This window comes from Streptomyces virginiae, from assembly GCF_040638905.1.
GTDB classification, from domain to species: Bacteria; Actinomycetota; Actinomycetes; order Streptomycetales; family Streptomycetaceae; genus Streptomyces; species Streptomyces virginiae_B.
Genome location: NZ_JBEZYV010000003.1, coordinates 272,710 through 297,248, shown reverse-complemented (window position 1 = coordinate 297,248; position 24,539 = coordinate 272,710). Strand labels below are relative to the sequence as shown.

The following is a 24,539-nucleotide window of genomic DNA, read 5'->3' as shown; positions in this document are numbered from 1 at the left end:
TCCCTGCGCCCCCGCATCAGTGCGGCAGGGTCTCCCCGGCATGGTCTCCGCGAGGTCGAGGATCTGTCCGAACCGGTCGTCCGTGAGCCGGCGGACGTCCCGGACGAGCTCGGCCACGCCGCGGACGGAAGGCTCCGGCTCCGCGGCGGCGGGGGGGCGGCGCGACGCCCTTCAGCGCCGTCGGCGTGCCGGCCGGGACGCCGAGCACGGTCGAGAAGTCGGCCACGAGCTCCGGGGTCAGCGGCTTGCTGCCGCGGCCCACCTGTCCGTCAGGGCTGTCCCGTCATCCCCGGCGGCCGCACGACGACAGCTACGGCACCTCGCCGCGTTGTCGGAACGCCCGGGTACTGCCGGTATCAGGACGCTCCTCCGCCTTGCGGTGCACCGCATCCGACGCCGCGCGCTGACCCCCCGGGGGACCACGGGACAGCCATTGGGTGGAGGCGGCCCGGCACCGGCCCGTGAGCGGCAGGAAGGCCTTGGCCGTCGCCGGCCGGCTGAGGGTGCGGTTCCGGGCCATGCGCATGAGCGCCCCGCCGGGGCCGGCAGGGTGGTCCTCGTCCACCGGCGCCGGGGGAGCGGGCCGCGCCCCCTCCTGGCGGAGGCAGGGACTTCGCGAACCGGCGCAGCGCCTTCGCTGCTCGGGCGCCGGCGCCGGCCCGTGCCGTACGAGGTGGGGAACGCCCCGTCCGGCGCGCGCGTCCAGCGCCGCCAGGTCCTCGGGGACGGCCACCCCGGCCACCGCGAACGGGTCCGCCGTGTGCAGGGTTCGCGGCGCCTGCCGCCGCGCCTCGCCGCGTTGTCCTCGCTCGACGACGCTCGGCGTCGCCTCCCCCGTCCGTCTTGCGATGCTTCCCCCCGGCCCTGCGGGCCTGGGAGGCCCCATGGCGTCATGCGCCGCTCCCCCGGTCCGCACGCCCCCCGGGACCATGCCGCCCGCCACAGGCGTTATGGCCGGAACGCGGGGGCGTCGCTAGCCTTCCCGGGGTGATGCGCGGGTGCACAGCGTGGTGCGGCCGCTCCGATCCGCAATCCCCTGCGAAGGTGGAACGTGTGAAGGCTATCCGTCGATTCACCGTGCGCCCCGTCCTCCCGGAGTCTCTGCTGCCGCTCACCGATCTCGCGCGCAACCTGCGCTGGTCGTGGCATACCGAGACCCGCGAACTCTTCCAATCCGTCGACCCCGAGGGCTGGCAGGCCGCCGGCGGAGATCCCGTCCGGCTGCTCGGCACGGTCTCCGCCGCCAGGCTTGAGGAACTGGCCGGAGACCGCCGCTTCCTGCGGCGCCTCGCCGTCGCCGCCGCCGACCTCGATGACTACGTGAACGGCGGGAGGTGGTACCAGAGCCGGGAGAACGGCGGGGAACTGCCTGCCGCCATCGCCTACTTCTCCCCCGAATTCGGGATCACCGCCGCCCTGCCCCAGTACTCCGGCGGCCTCGGCATCCTCGCCGGGGACCACCTGAAGGCCGCCAGCGACCTCGGAGTCCCGCTCATCGGCGTGGGACTCCTCTACCGGCACGGCTACTTCCGCCAGTCGCTCTCCCGCGACGGCTGGCAGCAGGAGCACTATCCCGTCCTCGACCCCAACGAACTCCCGCTCGGCCTGCTCCGCCAGGACGACGGCACCCCCGCCCGCATCTCGCTGACCCTGCCCGGCGGCCGCGCCCTGCACGCCCACGTCTGGCAGGCGCGCGTCGGGCGCGTACCCCTGCTGCTCCTGGACTCCGACGTCGAGGACAACGACGCCGCCGCCCGCGAGGTGACCGACCGGCTCTACGGCGGCGGCAGCGACCACCGGCTCCTCCAGGAGATGCTGCTCGGCATCGGCGGGGTGCGCGCGGTCCGCGCGTACTGCGGGATCACCGGCCACCCCGAGCCCGAGGTCTTCCACACCAACGAGGGCCACGCCGGCTTCCTGGGGCTGGAGCGCATAAGGGAACTGGAGCGGGAGCAGGGCCTCGGCTTCGACGCCGCCGTCGAGGCGGTGCGCGCCGGGACCGTGTTCACCACGCACACCCCCGTCCCGGCCGGGATCGACCGCTTCGAGCGGAGTCTGGTCGCCCGGCACTTCGGCGAGGGCGGGGAGCTGGCCGGGGTACCGGTCGAGCGGATCCTGGAACTGGGCGCCGAGTCCTTCCCCGGCGGCGACCCCGGGGTGTTCAACATGGCGGTGATGGGGCTGCGGCTGGCCCAGCGGGCCAACGGCGTGTCCACCCTGCACGGCGCGGTCAGCCGGGAGATGTTCGCCGGCCTGTGGCCCGGCTTCGACCCGGCCGACGTGCCCATCACCTCCGTGACCAACGGCGTCCACGCCCCGACCTGGGTCGCCCCCGAGGTCGTCCGGCTCGGCGCCCGCCAGATCGGTGCCGGCCGCACCGAGGACGCCCTGTCGGTCGGCGGCTCCCGGCGCTGGGACGCGGTCGCCGACATCCCCGACCAAGACGTATGGGACCTGCGCCGGGTGCTCCGCGAGCAGCTGGTGCAGGAGGTACGGGACCGGCTGCGGGCCTCGTGGCTCCAGCGCGGGGCCGCCGCCGCCGAACTGGGCTGGGTGGACTCCGTACTCGACCCCGACGTGCTGACCATCGGCTTCGCCCGGCGCGTCCCCTCGTACAAGCGGCTGACACTGATGCTGCGCGACCCGGACCGGCTGCGCAGGCTGCTGCTGGACCCGGAGCGGCCCGTGCAGATCGTCGTGGCGGGCAAGGCGCACCCGGCCGACGACGGCGGGAAGCGGCTCGTGCAGGAGCTGGTGCGCTTCGCGGACGACCCGCGGGTGCGCCACCGGATCGTCTTCCTGCCCGACTACGGCATGGCCATGGCGCAGAAGCTCTACCCGGGCTGTGACGTCTGGCTGAACAACCCGCTGCGCCCGCTGGAGGCGTGCGGTACGAGCGGGATGAAGGCCGCGCTGAACGGCTGTCTCAACCTGTCCGTGCTGGACGGGTGGTGGGACGAGTGGTTCGAGCCGGACTTCGGCTGGGCCATCCCGACCGCCGACGGGCTCGGCGCGGACGAGGACCGCCGGGACCACCTGGAGGCGAGCGCCCTCTACGAGTTGATCGAGGGCCGGGTCGCACCCCGCTTCTACGACCGGGCCGGGCGCGCCGGGCTCCCGGTGCGGTGGATCGAGATGGTCCGGCGCACGCTCGTGTCACTGGGGCCGAAGGTGCTCGCAGGACGGATGGTGCGCGAGTACGTGGAGCGGCTGTACGCGCCGGCCGCGCTCGCCCACCGCGCCCTCACCGCCGACGCAGCGCGGGACCTCGCCTGGTGGAAGGGCCGGGTCCGGGCGGCGTGGCCGCGGGTCGGCGTCGAGCACGTGGAGGCGCTGGCCGCGGCTCCCGTGAACGGCACCGCCCAGCTGGGGTCCACCCTCACCCTGCGGGTGCAGGTGTCCCTGGAATCGCTCGCGCCCGAGGACGTGGAGGTGCAGGCGGTCGCGGGCCGGGTGGACCCGCAGGACGTGATCCGGGACGGGCGGACCTTCCCGCTCAAGCCGGCCGCCGGTCCCGACATGGAGGGCCGCTGGGTGTACGAGGGGCCGCTCGCCCTCGACCGCACCGGGGCCTTCGGCTACACCGTCCGCATCCTGCCGACGCATCCGCTGCTGGCGACCCCGGCCGAACTGGGGCTGGTCGCGGCCCCCGCGGACACGGACAACGGCGGCGGGGTACTGCTGCGCTAGCCAGGGGCCGAGCGCGCGGGCGGCGGGTCCATCCGCCGCCCGCGGGCTCGCCGCTCGCCGCCCGCGGGCTCGCCGCTCGCCGCCCGCGGGCTCGCCGCTCGCTGTCCGCCGTCCGCCGCCCGCCGCCTCGGAGAGGTGTGCACGACGGGGGACCTCCTGGGTGAACCTGCGTACGCGCCCGGTATGCCGAATCGTTTCGGCGCCCTTCCCCGCTCCTACGCTGCCCGCGGATGCCACCGGATCCGGCATCCGCGGAACCCGAGGAACCCGAGGAACGGACTCTCCCCCATGCGTCTTGGCACCACCGCCGCCGTGTTCGCCAGCGCCCTCGCGCTCGCCCTGCCGACCGCCGGCCCAGCACCCGCCGACGACCACGGTGACCGCCTCGGCACGCTGTCGTACCGGTACTTCGACGACTCCGGCCGCGAGCGGCAGGGCCGGATCCGGCCCGCGGACGACGGCACCTGCTACCTGCTCACGGGCACGTCCCGCCGCGCGAGCCCGCCGTCGAGGTCACCAACCGGACGCGCTCGCGGGCCCTGCTGTTCGACAACCCCGGCTGCGGCGGCAGAGCCGTCGCGACGCTGGGGCCGGACGGGTCGGTGTCGGACGTGGAGGTCGTGGCGGCCTTCTTCGAGCCGGCGGACGAAGCCGGTCAGGGCCCCGGCCGCGGTGACGGGAACGACGGCGGCGACCAGGAGGAGGGCCGCGGCAACGGGAGCGACGGCGCGGACCAGGAGGAGGGCCGCGGCGACTGGGGCGACGGCGGGCAGGGCCAGGGCCGCGGCGACCAGGGCGACGCGGAAGAGGTGGAGGAAGTGGAAGAGGCGGACGCATCGGAGGAGGACTTCGTCGCGATGGTCCTCCGGGCCGTCGGCTGACCGGCAGCACCTGCCGCCGTCAGTCCCGCCGCGCCGTCCGGGCCCCCGGCGCGAGCCACCGTACGACGTCCGCCGCCGTCCAGGACGACCCGTCCGGCGAGAGCGCCGACAGGGACGACAGGTCCTTGCGGATCCACCAGCGGCGGCTCCACGCGGCGCCGAAGGTCCCCGCCCGTGCGCAGGAACGTCCCGCGGGGGAGGGGCAATGGGACAGGGCCGCCCGGGGAGGTCTTCTCCCGGGCGGCCCCGTGTCTATCTATCCGTGCGGCTGTGGCTCACGCTACCCCGACGGGGTCAGAAGGTGAGCTTCCAGCTGTTGATGTAGCCGGTGTCCAGGCTGGCAGCGTCGCGGACGCGGAGCTTCCAGGTGCCGTTGGCGACCTCGGTGGAGGCGTTCACGGTGAAGGTCTGGACGATGTTGTCCGCGCTGCCGCCGCTGCGGTTGCGCAGGTTGTAGACGCTGCCGTCCGGGGCGACCAGGTCGACCACGAGGTCACCGACGTAGGTGTGGACGATGTTCACGTCCACCTTCAGCGTGCTCGGGGCGTTGCCGGTGCGGGTGACGTTGATCGGGGACTCGACCGTGGCGTTGTCCGTGATCTGGTAGTCGGCCGTGTTCTCGAAGACGTTCTGCTGGCCGGTGCCGACGGTCCAGGTGAAGGACGCCGTGCCGGTCTTGCCCTGCGAGTCGGTCACGGTGACGGTCACGTTGGACGTGCCCGCGGTGGTGGCCGTACCGGAGATCAGACCGGTCGAGGAGTTGATCGACAGGCCGGCCGGCAGGCCGGTCGCCGCGTAGCTCAGCGCACCCGGGTTGGTGCTCGTGGCCTGGACCTGCAGGCTCACGGCGGTGTTGACCTGGGTGTTCTGGTTGGCGATCGGGGTGACCGAGACGCCGCTCACGATGCGCGGGCCGACGTTGATGGCCGCCCAGGCGTTCGCCGCGTTGTTGTAGGTGGTCGAGCCTGCGCCGTACAGGTCGGCCGCCGCCTGCAGGGTCGCCGTACGGGCGGCCGCGTAGTTGGTGTTCGACTTGAACAGACCGGTGGTCAGCGCGCGGAACCAGATCTTCGAGGCGGCGTCGCGGCCGATCGCTGTGACGGGCAGACCGTCGGAGGTCGGCGAGTCGTAGCTCACGCCGTTGACGACCTTGGCGCCGGAGCCCTCGGAGGCCAGGTAGTACCAGTGGTTGGCCGGGCCCGAGGAGTAGTGGACGTCGATCGAGCCGATGCCCGAGTACCAGGCGTCCTTGGACGAGCCGTCCTTGCTCGGCTTGTCCATGTAGCGCAGCGGGGTGCCGTTGCCGCGGATGTCGATCTTCTCGCCGACCAGGTAGTCGCCGACGTCCTGCGGGTTGTTGGCGTAGAACTCGACCGCCGCCGCGAAGATGTCGGAGGTCGCCTCGTTCAGGCCGCCGGGCTCACCGCTGTAGGTCATGTTGCCGGTGACCGAGGTCAGGCCGTGGGTCATCTCGTGCGCGGCCACGTCGGTGGAAGTGAGGGGCTTGTTGTTGCCCTCGCCGTCGCCGTAGGTCATGCAGAAGCAGGAGTCCTGCCAGAAGGCGTTGACGTACGCGTTGCCGTAGTGGACGCGGGTGTACGGGGCCACGCCGTCGTTGCGCAGGCCGTTGCGGCCGTGCACGTTCTTGTAGTAGTCCCACGTGACCGCGGCGCCGTAGTGGGCGTCCGCGCCGGCCGTTTCCAGGTTGGAGGGCAGGCCGTTGCCCCAGGTGTCGTCCGGGCCGGAGAACAGCGTGCCGGTGCCGGACGTACCGCGGTTGAGGTTGTACGTCTTGTGGTTGCCTCGCGCCGCGTCGGTCAGGTTCCAGGTGCTGCCCGACTGCGTGGTGCCGAGGGTCACCTGGCCGCTGTACATCGTGTTGCCGGTGCCGGTCTCGACGGCCTGCCATTCGGTGATCTTGGCGCCGGTCCTGGCGTCGGTCACCACGTGCAGCTCGTTCGGCGTGCCGTCGTGCTGGAGGCCGCCGACGACCGTCTCGAACGCGAGCACCGGAGCGCCCTCGGCCGCCCAGATCACCTTGCGGGCGTTCTTGGAGGGTTTGGCCTCCTTGGAGCCCTCGGCGCCGGCGGCGGCGACAGCCTGGCTCTCGGCGGCAGCCGGGGTGACCGAGGCCTCGGTGGTCGCGACCTTGATCTCGTGGTTGGTCGCCTTCGTCACACTCTTGGTGACGCCGTTCTTGGCGTGAACGGTGAGGTCGCCACCGAGCACGGGCAGACCGTCGTAGGTCCGCTCGTACGTGGTGTGCGTGGTGCCGTCCGCATCCTGGACGACATCGCGGACGACGAGCTTCTCGCCACTGCCGAGGCCGAGCGCCTTGGCGGCCTGCGCGGTGGTCGAGTTGGCTTCGGCGAGGAGCGTCGCACGCTCCGATGCGCTGAGTACGCGGTTGGCCGCGCCCGGATTGGACTGGGCGGCCTTGGGTGCCTGTGACGCGGTGGCGTCGGCGGTGGCGGTTCCGGTCTGTATACCTACGGCGAGCAGGGCTGCCGCGGCAACGAGCGCGCCCGCCGCGGTGGCACGCCTCTGGGGGGTGGACCTCAACGCAGACTCCTTCTGCAAGGGGGGTTCCGGATGGCTGGGTGGGCCTCCGGGCAGAGCAGGTGCGGTGCGATGAACGGTCGAAGATTGCCACTTGGCGCGTTGAATGTCAGGGCCGCGTCAAAAGGTTGGCCGGAAACGGTTCGTTGTCCGAAGATGCGTATCCGATATCCGGACCATTCACCTTCGTGTGCGTCGCGCGGCGTACAGGATTCGGAACGTCAGCTACCGGTTGCTAACACTTGCGCAACAAGAGGCTGGGTTGACCGAAACGGCATTTACCGTACGGGTGTTTGTCGTACTGTTTGCCGGTGCGGCGATGTCCGTTGCCAGGGGAAGCCATGGACACTTGCCAATGTCATAGACCACGTGCCAGGGGGGCCCATGAGGCATGTTCATTTTCCTGCGCAAAGAGTGGCCAGGGCGGCCCATGAGTCACTGGCGCCCGTACGACGCCTCGGGGACAAGGCCCGGTGGTACCGTCCGGCCGCGGTGGCCGCCGACTTCTTCGGCGCAGCCGTCCCCGTCGGACTCGTCTTCGACGCCGCTCAGCAGGTCCGACCCGTCTACTGCGCGCTGGCCGCCGCCGTGGCGTGGACCGGCATACAGGCGCTGCGCCGCCGTTACGCCACGCGGGCACTCGGAGAGTCCCGCGGAGTGCTGCCGGTCCTCCATGACTGGCTGATTCTGATCGGTGTCCTGGCCGTGGCGCGCGTGGTGACGGAGGAGGACACGCCCCGGCTGTCCGCCCTCGGCGCCCTGCTGCCCGCCCTGCTGATCACGGTCGCCTGCCACAAGCTGACCTACCGTCACCTCTCGGCCGCCCGCCGCGAGGCCCAGGCCGTGAGCCGCGTCCTCGTCATAGGGGAGCCCGACGCGGCCGAAGACGTCATCGCGCACCTCGCCGCCCGCACCGACCACCCGTATGTGGTCGTCGGCGTCGTCCCCGTCGGCACCGGCCCGCTCGCCAGCGGGGTCCCCGTGGCGGCACGGCTCGACGCCGACACCCCCGAGGCCCCCGGCGTCGACTCCGCCGCCGTGCTCGGCGCGGTCCTCAGCCACCACGCCGACCTGGTGCTGGTGGCCCCCGGCGTGCGGATCACGGGGGAGCGGCTGCGCCGCGTCGCCTGGGCCCTGCACGACGCGGGACTGGAGCTCGCCATCTTCCCCGGCCTGGTGGAGGTCTCCGTCAAGCGGCTGGAGACCCTGTCCGCCGGCGGGCTCGCCGTGCTCCGCGTCGCGCCGCCGGTCAGCCGCGGTGTGCAGACGCTGCTGAAGTCCGCCCTGGACCGGGTGGGCGCCGCGGCCGGACTGCTGCTGCTCTCCCCGCTCTTCCTCGGGCTCGTGCTCGCCATCCGCTTCGGCTCGCCAGGCCCCGCCTTCTACCGCCAGCGGCGCATCGGCCGCGACGGGGTCCCCTTCGTCATGTGGAAGTTCCGCACGATGGTGGTGGACGCAGACGCCCGCAAGGCCGAGTTGGCCGGGGCCAACGAGAACGACGGCCTGATGTTCAAGATGCGGCGCGACCCCCGGGTCACCCGGGTGGGCCGGCTCCTGCGCCGCACCTCCCTGGACGAGCTGCCGCAGTTGGTCAACGTGCTCATCGGCGACATGTCGCTGGTCGGCCCGCGCCCGCCGCTCCCGGACGAGGTGGCCCAGTACGACGAGGTCGAGCTGCGGCGGCTCACCGTGCGGCCCGGGATGACGGGGCTGTGGCAGATCAGCGGCAGGTCGGACCTGTCGTGGGACGAGACGATCCAGCTGGACCTGCAGTACGTCGACAACTGGTCCTTCACCAGTGACGTCGACGTGATGGGCCGTACGCTCCGCGCCGTCGTCGACGGTCGCGGAGCCTACTGAGGGGCCGAGGCCGCCTGTGCGATCAGCTCTGCTCGCGCCACCACCGGTACGTGGAGGCGATGCCGTCCCGCAGCGGGATGCCGGGCTTCCAGCCGAGCGCGGTCAGGCGGCCGACGTCCAGCAGCTTGCGCGGTGTTCCGTCGGGCTTGGAGGTGTCCCAGGCGAGCCGGCCCCGGAAGCCGGTCACTTCGGCGACCGTCTCGGCCAGCTCGCGGATCGTCAGGTCCTCGCCGCAGCCGATGTTGACCGGCTCGTCGCCGTCATAGCTGTTCAGCAGCACGGCGCAGGCCGCGGCCAGGTCGTCCACGTGCAGGAACTCCCGCCGCGGGGTGCCGGAGCCCCACAGGGTGACCTCCTCGCGGCCCTCGGCGGCGGCCTCGTGGAAGCGCCGGACGAGGGCGGGCAGGACGTGCGAGGACTCCAGGTCGAAGTTGTCGCCCGGCCCGTAGAGGTTCGTCGGCATGGCCGAGATGTACGAGGCCCCGTACTGCTTGCGGTACGACTGGACCTGGACGATGCCGGCGATCTTCGCGAGGGCGTAGGCCTCGTTGGTCGGCTCCAGCGGGCCGGTCAGCAGGGCGTCCTCATGGATCGGCTGCGGCGCCAGCTTCGGGTAGATGCAGGACGAACCGAGGAACAGCAGCCGGCCCACGCCGGCGGCGTGGGCGCCGGCGATCACGCTGAGCTGGATCTGCAGGTTCTCCTCCAGGAACTGCACCGGGTAGGTGCTGTTGGCCATGATCCCGCCCACCTTGGCGGCGGCCAGCACGACGGCGTCGGGGCGGACGTCCTTCAGGTACGCCCCGGTGGCCGCGGCGTCGCGCAGGTCGAGGTCGGCACGGCCCCGGGTGAGCACCTCATGGCCGTCGGCGGTGAGCCGGCGGGCGACCGCGGACCCCACGAGGCCGCGGTGGCCCGCGACGAAGACGCGGGCGTTCGGGGGCAGGAGCGGCAGCGAACTTGTCATACCGCCGATGATGCCAGTCCGCTCCTGCGGGGGCGGCAGTGGTCCACGGCCCGGGACCGCGCCCCCGCAGCGGCCCCGGCCCCGGCGGACCTCACGGCCCCGGGCGGCGGTTCGCTCCCGGCCGCGTACGGCCCGGCTGCCGTTCCGGGCGCGGCCGGTGCGGTCGGCTTCAGGAACCGGCAGCGTGCCGGCCGACGTCAGGACCACCAGACGGCGGGCGCCCCGCAGGGGGTGCCCACCGACCGGCGTGTACGGTACGCATCCAGCCGCCTGGCCGCGGCCCGACCGCTCGGCGCGCCGCCCCGCAGGGCCCGCTCCACACCCACCCCGAGGCAACGCCTCACCACGACACACAGCAACCACCAGCAAGGGGACCCCATGGGCAAGACCGCACTGATCACCGGAGTCACCGGACAGGACGGCTCGTACCTCGCCGAGCTCCTGCTCTCCAAGGGCTACACGGTGCACGGTCTCGTGCGGCGGTCCTCCAGCTTCAACACGGAGCGGGTCGACCACATCTACCAGGACCCGCAGACGGCCAACCGGTCCTTCGTCCTGCACCACGCCGACCTCTCCGACGGCGTCGCGCTCGTGAACCTGCTCCGCGACATACGCCCCGACGAGGTCTACAACCTCGGCGCGCAGTCCCACGTCCGCGTCTCCTTCGACGCCCCGCTCTACACGGGCGACGTGACCGGCCTCGGCGCGCTGCGGCTGCTGGAGGCCATCCGGGCCAGCGGTGTCGACACCCGCATCTACCAGGCCTCGTCCTCCGAGATGTTCGGCTCCACCCCGCCGCCGCAGAACGAGCAGACCCCGTTCCACCCGCGCAGCCCGTACGGCGCCGCCAAGGTCTTCGCGTACTGGACCACGGTGAACTACCGCGAGGCCTACGACATGTTCGCCGTCAACGGGATCCTCTTCAACCACGAGTCCCCCCGACGCGGCGAGACCTTCGTGACCCGCAAGATCACCCGCGCGGTCGCCCGCATCAAGGCCGGTCTGCAGGACCACCTCTACCTCGGCAACCTCGACGCGGTGCGCGACTGGGGCTACGCCCCCGAGTACGTCGACGCCATGTGGCGGATGCTCCAGCAGGACGAGCCCACCGACTACGTCGTCGCCACCGGAGTGGCCGCGACCGTGCGCGAGTTCGTCGAGTCGTCCTTCTCGCACGCCGGTCTCGACTGGACCGAGCACGTGCGGTACGACGCCAAGTACGAGCGCCCCAGCGAGGTCGACGCCCTCATCGGCGACGCCTCCAAGGCCCATGACCTGCTCGGCTGGAAGCCGTCCGTCCTGGTGGCCGAATTGGCGCGGATCATGGTCGACGCCGACATCCGCCAGGTCGAGGACCAACTGGCGGGCGCGACCGTCCGTATCGATCGCTGAGGCCTTATATTTCCCCTACGATTTGCCGTGTTCCGGTCATGCAGGCGGTTCTGCGCCAGCGTGACCGGGGCAAACGTGCCGTATGTCCCTAGTGCACCCTCCATGCTGAACCTTTGATTCCAAGTTGGTATGCAATGGGTCAAGGGAGGTGACCAGGCCCCCGCGTGAGCCCTAGTCTGCGCCAGATACATATGGCTGTTCGGATAGTTCCAGCCATCAAACCGGGCGATTGCCCTGGGGGGCTCATGCGTAGATCCAGAGGGCTGACTGCCGCCCTCGTACTGTCACTGGCCGGTGCGGGTACCGGTATAGGCCTGGTGTTGATGCCGCAGGCGTCCGCCATCACGGCACCAGTGGCATTCACCGCCGACGAGCTGCCGACCTGGCAGCCGGACGGCATCGTCTGGGCGATGGCCCAGGCCAATGGCACCGTCTTCGCCGGCGGCACCTTCTCCGCCGTCCGCCCGCCCGAGGGCGTGGCGGGCGCCGAGCGGGAGGCCGTGAACTTCGTTGCGCTCGACGCCGCGACGGGCAACCCCACCTCCTGCAAGCTGGCCTTCACCATCGGCGAAGGCACCGCGACGGTGCGCACGCTGGTCGTCTCGAAGGATCAGAAGACCCTCTACGCGGGCGGCTACTTCGGCGCCGTCAACGGGACCCCGGTCTCCAGCCTCGCGGCCATCGACATCGCGAGCTGCACCCCCAAGGCAGCGTTCCACCCGGGCTTCCCCGCCACCGTGCGCGGACTCGCGGTCACGGACGACACCCTGTACGCGGCCGGTGACTTCACCACCGTCGAGGGCCAGACCCGCGAGCGGTTCGCCGCCGTGGACGCGTCCTCCGGTGCGCTCAAGCCCTTCGTCGCCAACGTCGACGAGCCGGGCCGGGCGGTCGAGGTCACCCCCGACGGCAAGAACGTGCTGCTCGGCGGCGACTTCTTCACGGTCAACAACGCCAACAGCCACGCGCTGGCCGTCGTGGACGCCGCGTCCGGCGCCGTGAAGAAGACCTACACCAACATCCCGTCGAACTCGGTCGTCAAGGACATCTCCACCGACGGCACCGGCTTCTACACGGGCCACGAGGGCTCCGGCGGCGGTGTCTTCGACGGTCGCATCGGCCTGCGCCTGAGCGACTTCACCGAGAAGTGGCGCGACCGCTGCCTCGGCGCCACCCAGTTCGTCCTGCCCTACGAGGGCGTCCTCTACAGCTCCTCGCACGCGCACGACTGCTCCACCGAGCTGGAGTTCCCCGACGGCAAGCGGCACTTCCTGCTGGCCCAGCCGACCAACCACGAAGGCGCCGCCCCCGCGCCCGTGGACGGTTTCGTCCGCGGCCCGGCCAAGCTCGGCTGGCACCCCACGGCCAACGACGGTCTCGGCGAGGGCATCGGCCCGCGCGTCATGGCCGTGGCCGAGAAGAACGACGTCAAGTACATGTGGGTCGGCGGTGAGTTCACCCTCATCAACGGCAAGGCCCAGCAGGGTCTGACCCGCTTCGCCTCCACCGGCGACGTCGGAGCCCCGACCACCCCGGTCGCCAGCGCCTCCAGCGTCAAGCCCGGCGAGGTCCAGGTCCGCTGGCGCACCAGCTACGACGCGGACGACAGCAAGCTGACGTACCGCATCTACCGCAACGGCTCGGCCACCCCGGCCGCCACCGTCACCGCGAGCTCGCTGGAGTGGGAGCGCCCGCAGGCCTCCTGGAACGACACCACGGTCAAGGCCGGACAGTCGTACACATACCGGGTGACCGCGACCGACGCCGCGGGCAACACCAGCGCCCTGTCGGCCACCACCTCGGTGACCGTCCCGACCGCGGTCCAGCCCTACCCGAACCAGGTCCGCACCGACGGCGCCGAGCTGTACTGGCGCTACGACGACGCGGTCACCCCGTACACCGCCGACTCCTCGGTGTCCGGCAACCGCAGCGGCGTCCAGGTCAACGCCCCCGCCCTGAAGCAGTCGCCCGGCGCCGTCCCCGGCAGCACGGCGATGGGCTTCAACGGGACCAGCCAGCAGGTGCACAGCGACCGCCGCCAGTCGGTCGGCAACACCTTCACCATCGAGACCTGGTTCAAGACCAACACCACGCGCGGCGGCAAGCTGATCGGATTCGGCAACAACACCACGCGCAGCAGCGGGTCGAACGACCGCCACATCTACATGACCAACACCGGTCGCCTGGTGTTCGGCGTCTACAACGGCTCGACCCGGACGGTCTCCACCGGCCTGTTCGAGACGTACAACGACAACAAGTGGCACCACGTGGTCGGCACCCAGGGCCCCGGCGGCATCACGCTGTACGTCGACGGCCAGAGCAAGGGCTCGCTGAACGCGACCAGCAACAGCGCCTACGCGGGCTACTGGCACGCCGGCGGTGACAACCTCTCCGGTTGGCCGACCCGCCCGACGAGCAACTTCTTCGCCGGTCAGCTCGACGAGACCGCCGTGTACCCGACGACGCTCACCCAGGCCCAGGTCAAGAACCACTTCGACCTGGCCAAGGCCCCCACCGACACGGTCTCCACGGTCAAGACGACCGAGGACACCTACATCAACCAGGGCGCCCCGAGCACCGCCTACGGCACCGCCACCTCGCTGGCCGTGCGCGGCAGCGGCTCGCTGTACCAGGCGTACATGCGCTTCGACCTGCCGGCCGCCCCGGCCGGCCAGGTCCTGAAGTCCGCCTCGCTGCAGTTCAAGACCAGCACCCAGGCCAGTGCCGGCACCGCCGACACCGTCTCCGTGGTCCCGGTCACCGGCAACTGGAGCGGCGCGAGCACGTCGTTCAACACCAAGCCCACCCTCGGTACCACCCCGCTCGGCACCATCGCGGGCGTACCGGAGGGCTCGGCGGTGCACAACGTCGGGCTGGACACCGCCGCGGTCACCGCGGTGCTGGGCAGCAGCTACAGCCTGGGCCTGACGAGCAGCGGCACCGACCCGCTGTGGATCTGGTCCTCGGAGTCCACGGCCGCGGAGGGCACTCCGCAGCTGGTCCTCACCTTCGGCGCGAAGTAGTACCACCGAAGCAACCGCCTGACGGATGCGGGGCCCGGCTGCGTGGCCGGGCCCCGCATTCCTGTGCAGATCCTTTTGAGTACGGGAGCCATCCGATGTACCGACGCTCCGCAGCGGCCGCCGTTCTGCTCGCCGCCGCCCTGACGCTGACCGCCTGCAGTTCGGGCGGAGACGACGCCGACGCCGATGCCAAGGCGAAGCCCCCGGCCTCGTCGGCGGCCCCCGACCCGGCGGACACCCCGGCCCCGTCGGCGCCCGCCGCCGACGCCAAGCCGACCGGCCCGGTCCTGCCCGACGCCAAGCTCACCCCGAAGACGGGCAGCTTCACGGCGGAGGAGAAGAAGTACCTGAGCGGGCGCGTCCCGGAGAAGATGGACCCGGCGGCCGTCCTGCAGACCGGCCAGGAGGCCTGTCAGCGGGTGGCGCGCACGGCCAAGCGCGACAAGGACGCGGCGACGGGAGCCGTCATCACCGGCGAGATCGCCGGCGCCAAGGACGCGATCACCCACCTGTGCCCGGACCAGAAGCCGATCCTCGCCGCGGCGGAGAAGGGCTTCCCCGAGGGCCCCCGGCAGTCGCCCGCCGCGGGCAACTACCGGGCGCTGACCCAGGCCACGAACTGCACCTGGGAGGCCAAGGGCAAGGACGGCTCGGTCCTCGCCTCGGGCCCCGAGGCCCCGCCCAAGGCCGGCGACAAGATCACGGCCACCATCCCGGCGGGCACCGCGGAGTTCAACTCCTCCGGCTGCTACGCCTGGATCCCCGCGTAACACCCGCACCGCGCAGCGCCGCAAGCGCGAAAAACGCCCCGCAGGACCGGACTTCCGGCCCTGCGGGGCGTTTTCGTCGCCGATACCCGGGTACCCGCGCGGTCACAGTCACCACACCGGAAGGCGGACCCATGGGCATCGGCGGATGCATAGGCCTGATCGTGGTGGGCGCCATCCTCACCTTCGCCAGCGACTGGGAGATGGAGAGCGTCAACCTCGACCTGGTCGGTCTGATCATGATGGCGGTGGGCGGGATCGGCCTCGCCGTCTACACCAGCATCTACAAGCGGCGCCGGGCGGCGGGCGCGATCCCCGTGGTGGAGGAGCACCGCCGGGACGTCATCTGACCCGGGGGCGAGCCCGATGGTGGGCCCGCCGGCGGGCCCGACGGCGACGCATCACCCGCGCAGCGCGGCCCCGTACACCGGCAGCAGCGTGTCCAGGACCGCGTCCATGGAGAAGGAGCCGTCGGCCAGCTTCCGCGCCGCGAGCGAGGCCTCGCGGCCCGCGAGCGGGTCCAGCAGTTCCAGGACCGCCGCTGCCACCCCGGCCGGTCCGGGGTCGACCGCGCGGCCCGCTCCGGCCCTCGCGATGTCCCGCGCCAGGCCGTTGGAGTGCGTCACCACCGAGGGGACGCCCACGGCGAGGGCCTCCAGGACGGACATCGGGAACGGCTCGTCCACCGAGGGCAGTACGTAGACGTGGGCCCGGCGCAGCTCCGCCAGCACCTGCTCGCCGGACAGCGCCCCTGGGACCGTGAACCGGTCCGTGAGGCCCAGGGCCCCGATCCGGGCGCGTACGGCACCCAGTTCGCCCTCGTCCGGGCCCGCGACGACGAAGTGCGCCTCCGGGTGCTCCGCCAGCACCGCCGGGGCCGCGTCCACGAAGTCCACCGGCCGCTTACGGGCCTGCAGGCGCGCGGAGTACAGGATGCGGGGCGCCCCCTCCGGCGCCGGCCGCTCCTCCTGCGCCGGGGTCCCGTTCACCAGCCGGACCGTGTTCGCCAGCGGTGCGCCGACCACCGCGTCCAGGCCCTCCCGCTCGTGCGGGGTCAGGTACAGCACGGCGTCCGCGCCGCGCAGCAGCCGGCGTACCGCCACCGCGTCCAGCGCCTTCGCCAGGAGCTTCTCGCTCGGGTCCACCATGCCGTGGGTCTGGAGCACCAGCGGCTTGCCCGCGCGCAGGGCCGCCAGCGCCACCGGCAGGGTCACCAGGTCGCGCGCCAGGTGGACGTGCACCACGTCGGCGTCGCGCACCAGGCGTCCCGCCGAGGCCAGCAGGGCCGGCGAGGTCATCCCGCTGAAGCCGAGCGGCAGCAGCCGGCGGGCCGGGAACAGCTTCGCCGGTACGCCCTCCACGCAGGTGGGCCACTCGTCGAAACCTTCGCCCAGCGCGAGCAGCCGCGCCTCGTGGCCGCGGGCCCGCAGCCCCTTCGCCAGGTTCAGCGCGACCCGCACCGGCCCGCCGAAGGCGTGCGTGGGGGAGTGCAGGGTGACGGCGTGCAGGACTCTCATGGCGGCACTCACTTGGGTTCCTCCACCGGGCGGCGCCGCCCGTCCTGCGTCTGCAGGGTCAGTTCGGGCAGGTCCTTGTGCACGACGGCCCCCGCGCCCGCGACGGCGCACCGGCCGACGGTCACCCCGGCCAGCACGGTCGCCCGTACCGCCACCCAGGCGCCGTCCTCGACGGTGATCGGCGCGTTGCGGTAGCGGAAGTCCGCGGTCCGGTGGTCGTGCGAGCCGGTGCACAGCATCGCCTCCTGCGAGAGGCACACGTGCGAACCGATGGTCACCGGCTCCAGGTTCAGCACCCAGACGCCCTCGCCGATCCAGGCGTGGTCCCCGACGGTGAGCTTCCACGGCCACAGCACCCGGACCTTGTGCCGGATCAGCACGCCCTCACCGATCTTCGCCCCGAAGGCCCGCAACAGCGAGACCCGCAGCCGGGCCGGGCAGAACCAGGCCATGAAGACCGTGTTCATCACGGCGAACCAGAGCGCCTGCGTCAGCAGCCCGCGCCCCTTGTCGTACCCGGCCAGCGTGAAGGAAGGAAGATCACGCAAAAGAAGCCCCCATCGTGCTCTCGGCCACGGCCTCCCCGGGCGCGGCCCGCTCAGACTAGACTGCGCGCGGACCAGGCACATCGGGTGGGGGCGGCAGTGACGACGGACATACGCAAGCCCTCCGCACCACCCGCCGGGCCGGTCGTCCCGTCCCCCTTCGAGGACGAGAGCATATGGGGCCGGGAAACCCTGCCGCGCACCCTGCTCTCCCGTGCGCTGTCCGTACCGCTCGCGCTCGGATTCACCGTCTTCCTGCCGCTGTTCGTCGCCGTCCAGACGGGCGCCGGCGCCCGCGACGCGGCCTTCTGGCTGCAGCTGCTGCTCACCATGTACGCGGGCGCCCGGCTCTCAGCGATGGTGCTCACCAGCCGCCGCAAGCTGCTACAGGGCTCCTTCTGGCTCTTCGTCTACATGGCGATGGGCGTGGCACCCCTCGCGCAGGCCGTCCTCGGCCAGGTCCCGACGCCGGTCGTCGGCCCGCGCTCCGACCTGACCGTCGCCATCGGGCTGGTGCTGCTCGGCTGCACGGCCTTCGACGTGGGCGTGCTACTGGCACGGCACCGCCCGGCCGGGCGCGCGGGCGGCTCCCAGAAGGAGTCCAGGCCCGTCATGGCGCACCGGCGCCGGCTCCAGGTGCTGACGGCCCTGTCGTTCCTGTGCAGCGCCGCCTTCATCATGAAGCTGGGCGGCCCCGCGGTCTTCTTCTCCAGCCGCCAGGAGATCATCGCCGGCATCGAGGAGGCGGGCGTCTCCAACGGCGACGGCCAGGCCGGCCAGGCCCTGCTGCGCGGCTTCGGCACCGTGCCGGCCCTGCTCGCGCTGCTCCTCTACACGCGCTGGCTGATCACCTCGAAGTTCGCCCGCCGCAAGGTGTCGATCATCGTCACGTGGGGGGCGCTCGCCGGCCTCAACCTGATCGTCAACAACCCGATCTCGAACCCGCGGTACTGGTTCCTGACGGTCATGTTCGCGCTGCTGTTCACCGTCTTCCCGGTGAGCGCGGCGATGTACCGGGTGGCGCTGTCGATGGCCGTGGTCGTCGCCCTCCTGATCTTCCCGTTCGCGGACCGCTTCCGGTACGACGAGAAGAACTACCGGCCGGTCGAGACCACGTCCTTCCTGGAGCCGATGGCGCTCAAGGACTACGACCAGATCGGCATGTTCGCGAACACCATCACCTTCTCGGAGTCGGGCCCCGGCCACTTCTACGGCCGCCAGCTGGCCGGATCGATCTTCTTCGCGGTGCCCCGCTCGGTCTGGGAGGGCAAGCCGAGGGACACGGGCGTGATGGTCGGGCAGTGGATGGGCACGGTCAACACCAACCTGTCCTCCCCGGTCTGGGCGGAGCTGTGGCTCGACTTCGGGCCGCTGGGCATGGGAGCCGGGCTCCTGGGCATGGGGTACGCCTCGGCCCGCGTCGACCGGCGCTACGCGAAACGGGCCACGCGGAGTTCACCACCGGGCAGCCTGATCTCGGTGGTCGTACCGCTGGTCGCGGGCTACTCCTTCATCCTGCTGCGCGGGCCGCTGCTCCAGGCGTCGGGGCGCGTCGCGATCGCGGCCCTCTGCCTCGCGCTGGTGGCGACCCACCGCACGGACAGGTCCACCACCCTCCGCTGACGCGGCACCGAGGCTGCAACACCCGGCCCGCCGACCCGGCATGGGAGCCGGCGGGGGCACATCCAGCCTCGCCGGCGTTTCAGGCGCGGGTCCGGGCGGAGCCCGGGGAACGGCGAAAGGGCGGGGCGGGGAGAGAGGCTCCGCGCAGCGGTCAGGCCGCGGAGGCCGGCAGGGGCTCGCTGTCCAGCCGGGCACCGGCAACCGGAAGGCGGGCGACCCGCCACCAGGCGGCCAGGGCCTTGAGGGCCGAGCCGGCCGCCAGGCCCCACGCGGCGCCCGCCACCCCGAACACCGCGTAGCCCCCCAGCAGCAGGGCCACCGACAGCAGCGAGAAGACCACCTGCAGGGACAGCGTGGCCTTCGGGGCGAGCACCCGCAGAGTCAGCAGCGCACACGTCCCGAGCCCCATCACGGCGTACTGCGCACCCGTCGCCGGCAGCAGCGCGGACGCGGCCGCCCACGTGTCGCCCAGCAGTTCCCGGCCCAACCGGTCCGGCAGCAGGTACAGGGCCGTCGCCCAGCCCGCGCCCACCGCCGCCAGCACCAGGCCCAGCGCCGCCGTCGCCCGCACCGTGGCCCGCTTGCCGCCGAGCCGCCCGAGCACCGGCGGCCCGAACGCGTTCGCGGAGTTGAACAGCACGTTCAGCGGCCCGAAAAGGGTGGTCGCACCCCGCAGCGCACCGACGGCCAGCGGCGTCGCGAAGACGCCGAGGCCCAGCACGGCGAGCTGGCTGGAGCCGTTGCCCACCGCGAACTCGACCACGAACCGCTGCCCCAGGTGACCCCGCCGCAGGTACGGCCGCAGGTCGGCGCGGGAGCCGCGGACGTACGGCCGCAGCAGCCACAGGCCCACCGCCAGCGCGGGCAGCGCGGACAGCCCCCACACCAGCACCAGCCGCCCGGCCGAAGCCCCTTCGGGCTGCAGGGCCAGCGCGGCGACCACGCACACCAGCCGCAGGGCGTCCGCGGCCAGCGCCCGCTCGGGGGCGCGCAGCGCGGAGAAGCAGTAGCGCAGCCCGTCCTGGAGGAGCACCAGCGGCAGGACGAGGCCCAGCGCGAGGAAGGCCCGCCCGACGGCCCCGGGGAGCGCGAGGCCCACCACCGCGAGCAGCACGCCCACGGCGGCCGAGGCGGCCGAGGTGAAGCCGGCCGCCGAGCGGCAGGCCGCACCGAGCCCGTCGCCCTTCTCCAGGACCAGGCTCTGGCCGACGTAGGCCATGTTCAGCCCGAGGAGCACGCTGAAGGCCACGTACACCATCGAGAAGTCGGCGAACCCGGAGGCCGAGGACAGCCGGGCGGCCAGCACCAGCACCAGGATGTTGGTGGCGCTGGAGGCAGCCTGGTCCAGGACCGAGGCGACGGCGGCGAGGCCGCGTCGGCTCATCTGCGGCCCATGCGTACGGTGCGCAGCGCGACGGTGTCGGTGCCGTCACCCGGGATGTGCTGCTCGGGCTCGGCCACCTCGTACGGGATCGGCTGGGGCTGCGGCGCGGCCTTCCCCGGCTTCGTGGGGGCCGCCGGGCCGGCGGCGGCCGGGCCGTCCTTGTCCTTGCCCTTGCCGCGCTTCTCGCCGGGCAGCGGCGCGTGCAGCACCGCGCCGAGCACCGTGCCGCCGGCGCCGCTGATGAGTTCGCGGATCCGGATGAGGTCGGTGCGGTGGATGGCGCGCGGGTCGCAGACGACCAGGACGCCGTCGACACGGTCGACGAGGGCGAGGGCGTCGGCGTAGGAGAGCACGGGCGGTGCGAGTACGACGACGGTGGAGTTGGGGGCGTCGGCCTCGGAGATCAGCCGGGTGGCGCGGGCGGAGGTCAGAGCGCGCGGCACGTTGCGCGCCCGGTCGCCCGGGATGAGGTCGAAGGAGCCGGACTCCCCGGCGTCCACGACGAGCTGGCGTCCGTCCGGCCACTCGGAGTCCGCGTGCCGCCCGGGCGCGGGAGCGGCGCCCTGGCCCTGGCTCCAGCGGGGCCGGGCGCCGGCGTCGGTCGGCAGCTGGCTGGCCAGCACCGGGGTGCGCAGGTCGGCCTCGATGAGCAGCACGTCCTTGCCGGTCTCCGCGAAGGAGGCGGCCATGTTCACGGCCACCGCGGCCGCGGTCTCGCTGCTGCCGCGCGGCGCGACGACGAGGAGCCGGCGCCGGTCGGCGAAGCGGGAGTCGTAGGCGAGGCGGAAGGCCACGGAGCGGTACTCCTCGGCGAGCCGGGGGTCGGCCTCGCCGGCGGCGAGCAGCGGCCCGCCGCCCGTGCGGTCCCGCGGCAGGTAGCCCAGTACGGGAGCGCGCAGGGCCCGGGCCACGTCGCCCTCGGAGCGGGGCGCCGGGTCGAAGACCAGCCGGACCCATGCGGCCAGCAGGCCGAGCGCGAGGCCCACGGCCGCGCCGAGCGCCAGGGACATGAGGATGCCGGGGCCGTCGGTCGCGGTGGGCGCGGTCGCGGCGCTGGTGACGCGGCCCGGGGTCATGTCCAGGGCCTCAAGCTTGGTGATCTTGGTGTTGTAGCCGCCGACCTCGCTCTGCAGGTCGGTCTTGGCGGAGCTGGCGGCGTCGCGTCCGGCGCCGGCGGGCATCCGGGCGATCTCCTTGGACAACTCGTCGAGCTGCTTGGCGATCGGGTCGCGCTGCTCCTTGTAGCCCTTGACCATCTTGTCGCGGGTGGCGTCGAGGGACTCCTGCCGCTTGAGCAGGTACGCCTCGGTCATCGCGTTGGCGCGCTTGGCGGCTTCCTTGGGGGAGTCCGCGGTGTAGGTGAAGCGCAGCACCATGGTCTGCGGCGGGTTGGTCACCTGCAGGCCGGAGCGCAGGGCGGCGAAGTCCTTGGCGGACACCCCGAGCTTCTTCGCCGCCTCGTTGGCGATGGAGGAGCTGAGCGCGACCTGGCGCTCGGAGCCGATGTTGATCGCCTTGTCCGGGGCCAGGCTCGGGTTGAACGGGTCGTCGGTGGGCGCGCGCAGCACCACGTCGGCGGTGGCGACATAGGTGTCGGCGGTGGATATGCCGAGGTAGACGCCGCCCAGCAGGCCGACTCCGATGCCCGCGCCGATCAGCCTGCGGTAGCGCAGGAGCTGGCGGAACTGGTCCCTCAGGAGGTCGGGTTCGTCGTCGGCCGGTGCCGCTGCCGGGCGGTTCGTCTCGATCACGGCCGGGTTCCCCCAAGTGCTTCGTCCATCAGTGCGTCGATGCGGGCCAGGCCCGCTTCACGGCTCAGGTGCGCCGCCACGTGGCGGGGTCCGGCCGCTCCCAGTGCGTCCGCGCCCTCGGGGTCCTCCGCCAGGGCCCGCACGGCCTTCAGCAGGGCCTCGGGGTCCTCCGGCGGTACGAGCACCCCTGCGCCCGAGCGTTCCACCTCCTGGGCGGTCCCGCCCTCCGCAGCCACTGAGGCGACGACGGGCCGGCCGGTCTGGAAGTAGGAGGTGAGCTTCGACGGGACGCTCATGTCCAGCACGGCGGCGTGCTGTGTGACGGCGAGAACGTCCGCCGCCGCGAGGATATCCGGGAACTCGCCGTCAGCGGCAGGGGGGATGATGTCCAGATTCGGCACGTCCGCGGACAGGTCGGCGAGCGCGGAGCGCTGACTGCCGTCGCCCATCAGGACGAAACGGACCTTCGGGTCCAGCCGTGCGGCGCCCACGAGGACTTCGAGCCCCTGCTTGAGGCCCATGTTCCCGGAGTGCAGGACGACGGTCTCGCCGGGGCCCCAGCCCAGGTGGCGGCGGGTCTCGCCGCGCGGCTTGGTGGGCTTGGGCACGTGCGACCAGTTGGGGACGAGGCGGATCCGGCCGGGGTCCACGCCCATGCCGACGACCCGCTCCACGAAGGTCTCGTGGATGACGCCGACGAGGGTGGCCCGCTTGAGGGCGTACGCCTCTGCGCGGCCGGCGATCGCGGCCGCCTTGTCGCCGCCGCTGATCCCGCTCTGCGCGGCGGCGGCGCCCATGAGGTCCTGGACGACCGGGACGTAGGGGACCTTCCAGCGTGCCGCGAGCCGGGCGGCGAGCACTCCGCCCGCCAGGCTGGGCATCTGGGCGAGCACCGCGTCCGGCTTGGGCATCCGCGGCGGGGCCACGGCGCCGTGCAGGAGAATCGATCCTTCGAACAGGGCCCGCTTCACGGCGGTCTGGCGCGGCGGCACGGTGTGCGCACGCCGGTGCACGGTGACTCCCGCGCGCTGCTCCGTGCGCCGGAGCGCCCCCTTGTACTCCGGTTCGAGCGACCACGCGGGGTAGTGCGGCATGCCGGCGAGGACGTGTGTCTCGTGGCCGAGATCCGCCCAGTGCTCCGCGATCTGCGTGGCATACGGGCCGATACCCGCGTGCTCCGGAGCGTAATTGGTGGAAACCAGCAGCATGCGCCGCTGACCGGATCTGGACACCGAGCGTCCCCTCTTCCCCTGGATGATGCGCACGTCACCCTATTCGTTCACCCGCGTGCTGCGGAACGTGCACGCTATTGTCTGCTAATCCGCTACACCGGGGGGTGTGGCCGCTGGGGACAAAGAGATGACGGAGCGGTACATGTCGGACATTGGTGCGCCTTCGCGTCGACCGTATCGAGTCGGTTACGCGCCGGGCGCCTACGATCTGTTCCACATCGGACATCTCAACATCCTTCGGCACGCCCGGAGTCAGTGCGACTACCTCGTCGCCGGAGTGGTCTCCGACGAGATGGCCGAATTCGCCAAGGGCCGCCGCCCGATGATCCCGCTCGTCGAGCGGCTGGAGATCGTGCGCAGCGTGAAGTACGTGGACGCCGCCTTCGTCGAGACGGTGCCCGACAAGGTGGAGACCTGGAAGCAGGTCCGCTTCGACGTCATATTCAAGGGCGACGACTGGCGGGGCACCCCCAAGGGCGCCAAGCTGGAGAAGGACTTCGCCGCCCACGGTGTCGACGTCGTCTACTTCCCCTACACCGTCCACACCTCCAGCACCCAGCTGCGCCGGGCGCTGGACGCGCTCGCCGAACCGGCCGCGGGGCCGGCGCAGGTCACCGGCGAACGGCGCTGAGCTCCCGGAACCACTTGGCGAGGAAGGCCACCAGGAACAGCGCGGCGACCGCGCCCAGTCCGGCGTAGGCCCAGGCGAACAGCTTCCCGCCGCCGAGGAGCAGGAACACCAGGCAGAACACCCCGTAGTCCACGGGCAGCAGCGCCACCGCGCGCGCGGTCGACGGCGCGGCGGCGGGGCTTCCGGGGGCCGGCTTGGGCTTGAGCTTCTCGGTCAGCAGTCCGCCGAAGAAGGTGACGACCGCGGCGAACTGGAAGCCCAGCGGCACCAGCAGCCAGCCGTCGGCCGTCGTCCCGTACTCCTCGGGGAACCGGTAGAAGGCGATCAGTACGCACGAGTGCAGGGCCGTCAGCTTGGCGGCGTCCACGACGTGGTCCAGCCACTCGCCGGCCGCACTGCCGCCGCCGCGCAGCCGGGCCAGCTGCCCGTCGGCGGAGTCGAAGGCGAAACCGACGGCGAGCGCGGCCCACACGGCGGCCCCCAGCGCCCAGGAGGGCCCGGTCAGCGCGACCGCGGCCACCGCGGCGAAGCTGAAGGCGGCGCTGATCAGCGTCACCTGGTTCGGTGTGAGCCCGAGCGCGTACGAACCGGCCGCCAGGTAGCGCCCGGTGGGCCGGTTCACGAACCGGGAGTAGAGCGACACCCCCTTCGCCGACTTCTGCGCCCCGCGCAGTTCCCGCAGCGCGGTACCGACTCTGCCCATGCAAGGGCTCCCCT

At 72.3% G+C, this 24,539-nt stretch carries 17 protein-coding genes; 9 read left to right on the top strand and 8 right to left on the bottom strand.

Annotation, left to right across the window (positions count from 1 at the left end; genetic code table 11):
* Positions 1-1,053: 1,053 nt before the first annotated feature.
* Complete coding sequence (glgP, locus tag AB0F82_RS07220; RefSeq protein ID WP_362624768.1) at positions 1,054-3,690, top strand: alpha-glucan family phosphorylase; 2,637 nt, start codon at positions 1,054-1,056, stop codon at positions 3,688-3,690.
* 602 nt (positions 3,691-4,292) lie between these two features.
* A complete protein-coding gene (locus tag AB0F82_RS07215) occupies positions 4,293-4,571 on the top strand; it encodes a hypothetical protein (protein ID WP_362624766.1) in 279 nt (92 codons plus the stop codon).
* A gap of 294 nt (positions 4,572-4,865) precedes the next feature.
* Here the strand turns inward: AB0F82_RS07215 and AB0F82_RS07210 are convergent, their stop codons facing one another.
* Positions 4,866-7,133, bottom strand: a complete 2,268-nt coding sequence (locus AB0F82_RS07210; RefSeq protein ID WP_356810648.1) for a M4 family metallopeptidase — start codon at positions 7,131-7,133, stop codon at positions 4,866-4,868.
* Positions 7,134-7,514: 381 nt separating this feature from the next.
* Between AB0F82_RS07210 and AB0F82_RS07205 the strand changes: the two genes are divergently transcribed.
* Entirely contained in the window at positions 7,515-8,990 is a 1,476-nt protein-coding gene (locus tag AB0F82_RS07205) for a sugar transferase (RefSeq protein WP_362624763.1), read from the top strand.
* A 22-nt stretch (positions 8,991-9,012) separates the two neighbouring features.
* Here the strand turns inward: AB0F82_RS07205 and AB0F82_RS07200 are convergent, their stop codons facing one another.
* Positions 9,013-9,957 carry a GDP-L-fucose synthase family protein gene (locus tag AB0F82_RS07200; RefSeq protein ID WP_356810650.1) on the bottom strand — a complete coding sequence of 315 codons (945 nt, stop codon included), beginning with the start codon at positions 9,955-9,957 and terminating at the stop codon, positions 9,013-9,015.
* Positions 9,958-10,335: 378 nt separating this feature from the next.
* On the opposite strand from AB0F82_RS07200, the gene gmd reads away from it, so the two are divergent.
* From gmd to AB0F82_RS07180, 4 genes are all read left to right on the top strand, one after another.
* Positions 10,336-11,349 carry a GDP-mannose 4,6-dehydratase gene (gene gmd, locus AB0F82_RS07195; protein ID WP_356810651.1) on the top strand — a complete coding sequence of 338 codons (1,014 nt, stop codon included), beginning with the start codon at positions 10,336-10,338 and terminating at the stop codon, positions 11,347-11,349.
* A 353-nt stretch (positions 11,350-11,702) separates the two neighbouring features.
* Positions 11,703-14,372 (top strand): DNRLRE domain-containing protein, encoded by a 2,670-nt coding sequence (locus AB0F82_RS07190; RefSeq protein ID WP_356810652.1) that lies wholly within the window; start codon positions 11,703-11,705, stop codon positions 14,370-14,372.
* A gap of 95 nt (positions 14,373-14,467) precedes the next feature.
* On the top strand, positions 14,468-15,142 hold the full coding sequence (locus AB0F82_RS07185) for a hypothetical protein (RefSeq protein WP_356810653.1): 675 nt from the start codon (positions 14,468-14,470) through the stop codon (positions 15,140-15,142).
* A gap of 131 nt (positions 15,143-15,273) precedes the next feature.
* Positions 15,274-15,489, top strand: a complete 216-nt coding sequence (locus tag AB0F82_RS07180; RefSeq protein ID WP_030026053.1) for a DUF6458 family protein — start codon at positions 15,274-15,276, stop codon at positions 15,487-15,489.
* Between the two features lie 51 nt (positions 15,490-15,540).
* Here AB0F82_RS07180 and AB0F82_RS07175 read toward each other — a convergent pair whose 3' ends face one another.
* The gene (locus AB0F82_RS07175; RefSeq protein WP_362624930.1) at positions 15,541-16,656 is read right to left on the bottom strand and encodes a glycosyltransferase; all 1,116 of its coding nucleotides are present in this window, start codon (positions 16,654-16,656) and stop codon (positions 15,541-15,543) included.
* A gap of 8 nt (positions 16,657-16,664) precedes the next feature.
* Positions 16,665-17,204 (bottom strand): WcaF family extracellular polysaccharide biosynthesis acetyltransferase, encoded by a 540-nt coding sequence (locus AB0F82_RS07170; RefSeq protein ID WP_362624760.1) that lies wholly within the window; start codon positions 17,202-17,204, stop codon positions 16,665-16,667.
* A gap of 96 nt (positions 17,205-17,300) precedes the next feature.
* Here AB0F82_RS07170 and AB0F82_RS07165 point away from each other — a divergent pair, with 96 nt between their 5' ends.
* Complete coding sequence (locus AB0F82_RS07165) at positions 17,301-18,824, top strand: hypothetical protein (protein WP_390076059.1); 1,524 nt, start codon at positions 17,301-17,303, stop codon at positions 18,822-18,824.
* 151 nt (positions 18,825-18,975) lie between these two features.
* Here the strand turns inward: AB0F82_RS07165 and AB0F82_RS07160 are convergent, their stop codons facing one another.
* The 3 genes from AB0F82_RS07160 to AB0F82_RS07150 are packed head-to-tail and all read right to left on the bottom strand — an operon-like array spanning position 18,976 to position 23,167.
* The gene (locus tag AB0F82_RS07160) at positions 18,976-20,208 is read right to left on the bottom strand and encodes a hypothetical protein (protein WP_362624758.1); all 1,233 of its coding nucleotides are present in this window, start codon (positions 20,206-20,208) and stop codon (positions 18,976-18,978) included.
* Positions 20,205-21,959 carry a lipopolysaccharide biosynthesis protein gene (locus tag AB0F82_RS07155; protein WP_362624756.1) on the bottom strand — a complete coding sequence of 585 codons (1,755 nt, stop codon included), beginning with the start codon at positions 21,957-21,959 and terminating at the stop codon, positions 20,205-20,207. The genes AB0F82_RS07160 and AB0F82_RS07155 overlap by 4 nt, the downstream gene beginning before the upstream one ends.
* A complete protein-coding gene (locus AB0F82_RS07150) occupies positions 21,956-23,167 on the bottom strand; it encodes a glycosyltransferase family 4 protein (protein WP_356810702.1) in 1,212 nt (403 codons plus the stop codon). The genes AB0F82_RS07155 and AB0F82_RS07150 overlap by 4 nt, the downstream gene beginning before the upstream one ends.
* Positions 23,168-23,333: 166 nt before the next feature.
* On the opposite strand from AB0F82_RS07150, the gene AB0F82_RS07145 reads away from it, so the two are divergent.
* Entirely contained in the window at positions 23,334-23,822 is a 489-nt protein-coding gene (locus tag AB0F82_RS07145; protein ID WP_356810656.1) for an adenylyltransferase/cytidyltransferase family protein, read from the top strand.
* Here AB0F82_RS07145 and AB0F82_RS07140 read toward each other — a convergent pair.
* Positions 23,803-24,525, bottom strand: a complete 723-nt coding sequence (locus AB0F82_RS07140) for a CDP-alcohol phosphatidyltransferase family protein (protein ID WP_362624753.1) — start codon at positions 24,523-24,525, stop codon at positions 23,803-23,805. The two genes, AB0F82_RS07145 and AB0F82_RS07140, sit on opposite strands and share 20 nt — an antisense overlap.
* Positions 24,526-24,539 lie beyond the last annotated feature (14 nt).

What these genes read in the sequence shown, in the direction of transcription:
- gmd (WP_356810651.1), top strand. Translation starts at nt 10,336, where the DNA reads ATGGGCAAGACCGCACTGATCACCGGAGTCACCGGACAGGACGGCTCG.
- AB0F82_RS07175 (WP_362624930.1), bottom strand. Translation starts at nt 16,656, where the DNA reads ATGAGAGTCCTGCACGCCGTCACCCTGCACTCCCCCACGCACGCCTTC.
- AB0F82_RS07145 (WP_356810656.1), top strand. Translation starts at nt 23,334, where the DNA reads ATGTCGGACATTGGTGCGCCTTCGCGTCGACCGTATCGAGTCGGTTAC.
- AB0F82_RS07205 (WP_362624763.1), top strand. Translation starts at nt 7,515, where the DNA reads ATGAGGCATGTTCATTTTCCTGCGCAAAGAGTGGCCAGGGCGGCCCAT.
- AB0F82_RS07150 (WP_356810702.1), bottom strand. Translation starts at nt 23,167, where the DNA reads ATGCTGCTGGTTTCCACCAATTACGCTCCGGAGCACGCGGGTATCGGC.
- AB0F82_RS07180 (WP_030026053.1), top strand. Translation starts at nt 15,274, where the DNA reads ATGGGCATCGGCGGATGCATAGGCCTGATCGTGGTGGGCGCCATCCTC.
- AB0F82_RS07140 (WP_362624753.1), bottom strand. Translation starts at nt 24,525, where the DNA reads ATGGGCAGAGTCGGTACCGCGCTGCGGGAACTGCGCGGGGCGCAGAAG.
- AB0F82_RS07160 (WP_362624758.1), bottom strand. Translation starts at nt 20,208, where the DNA reads ATGAGCCGACGCGGCCTCGCCGCCGTCGCCTCGGTCCTGGACCAGGCT.
- AB0F82_RS07185 (WP_356810653.1), top strand. Translation starts at nt 14,468, where the DNA reads ATGTACCGACGCTCCGCAGCGGCCGCCGTTCTGCTCGCCGCCGCCCTG.
- AB0F82_RS07200 (WP_356810650.1), bottom strand. Translation starts at nt 9,957, where the DNA reads ATGACAAGTTCGCTGCCGCTCCTGCCCCCGAACGCCCGCGTCTTCGTC.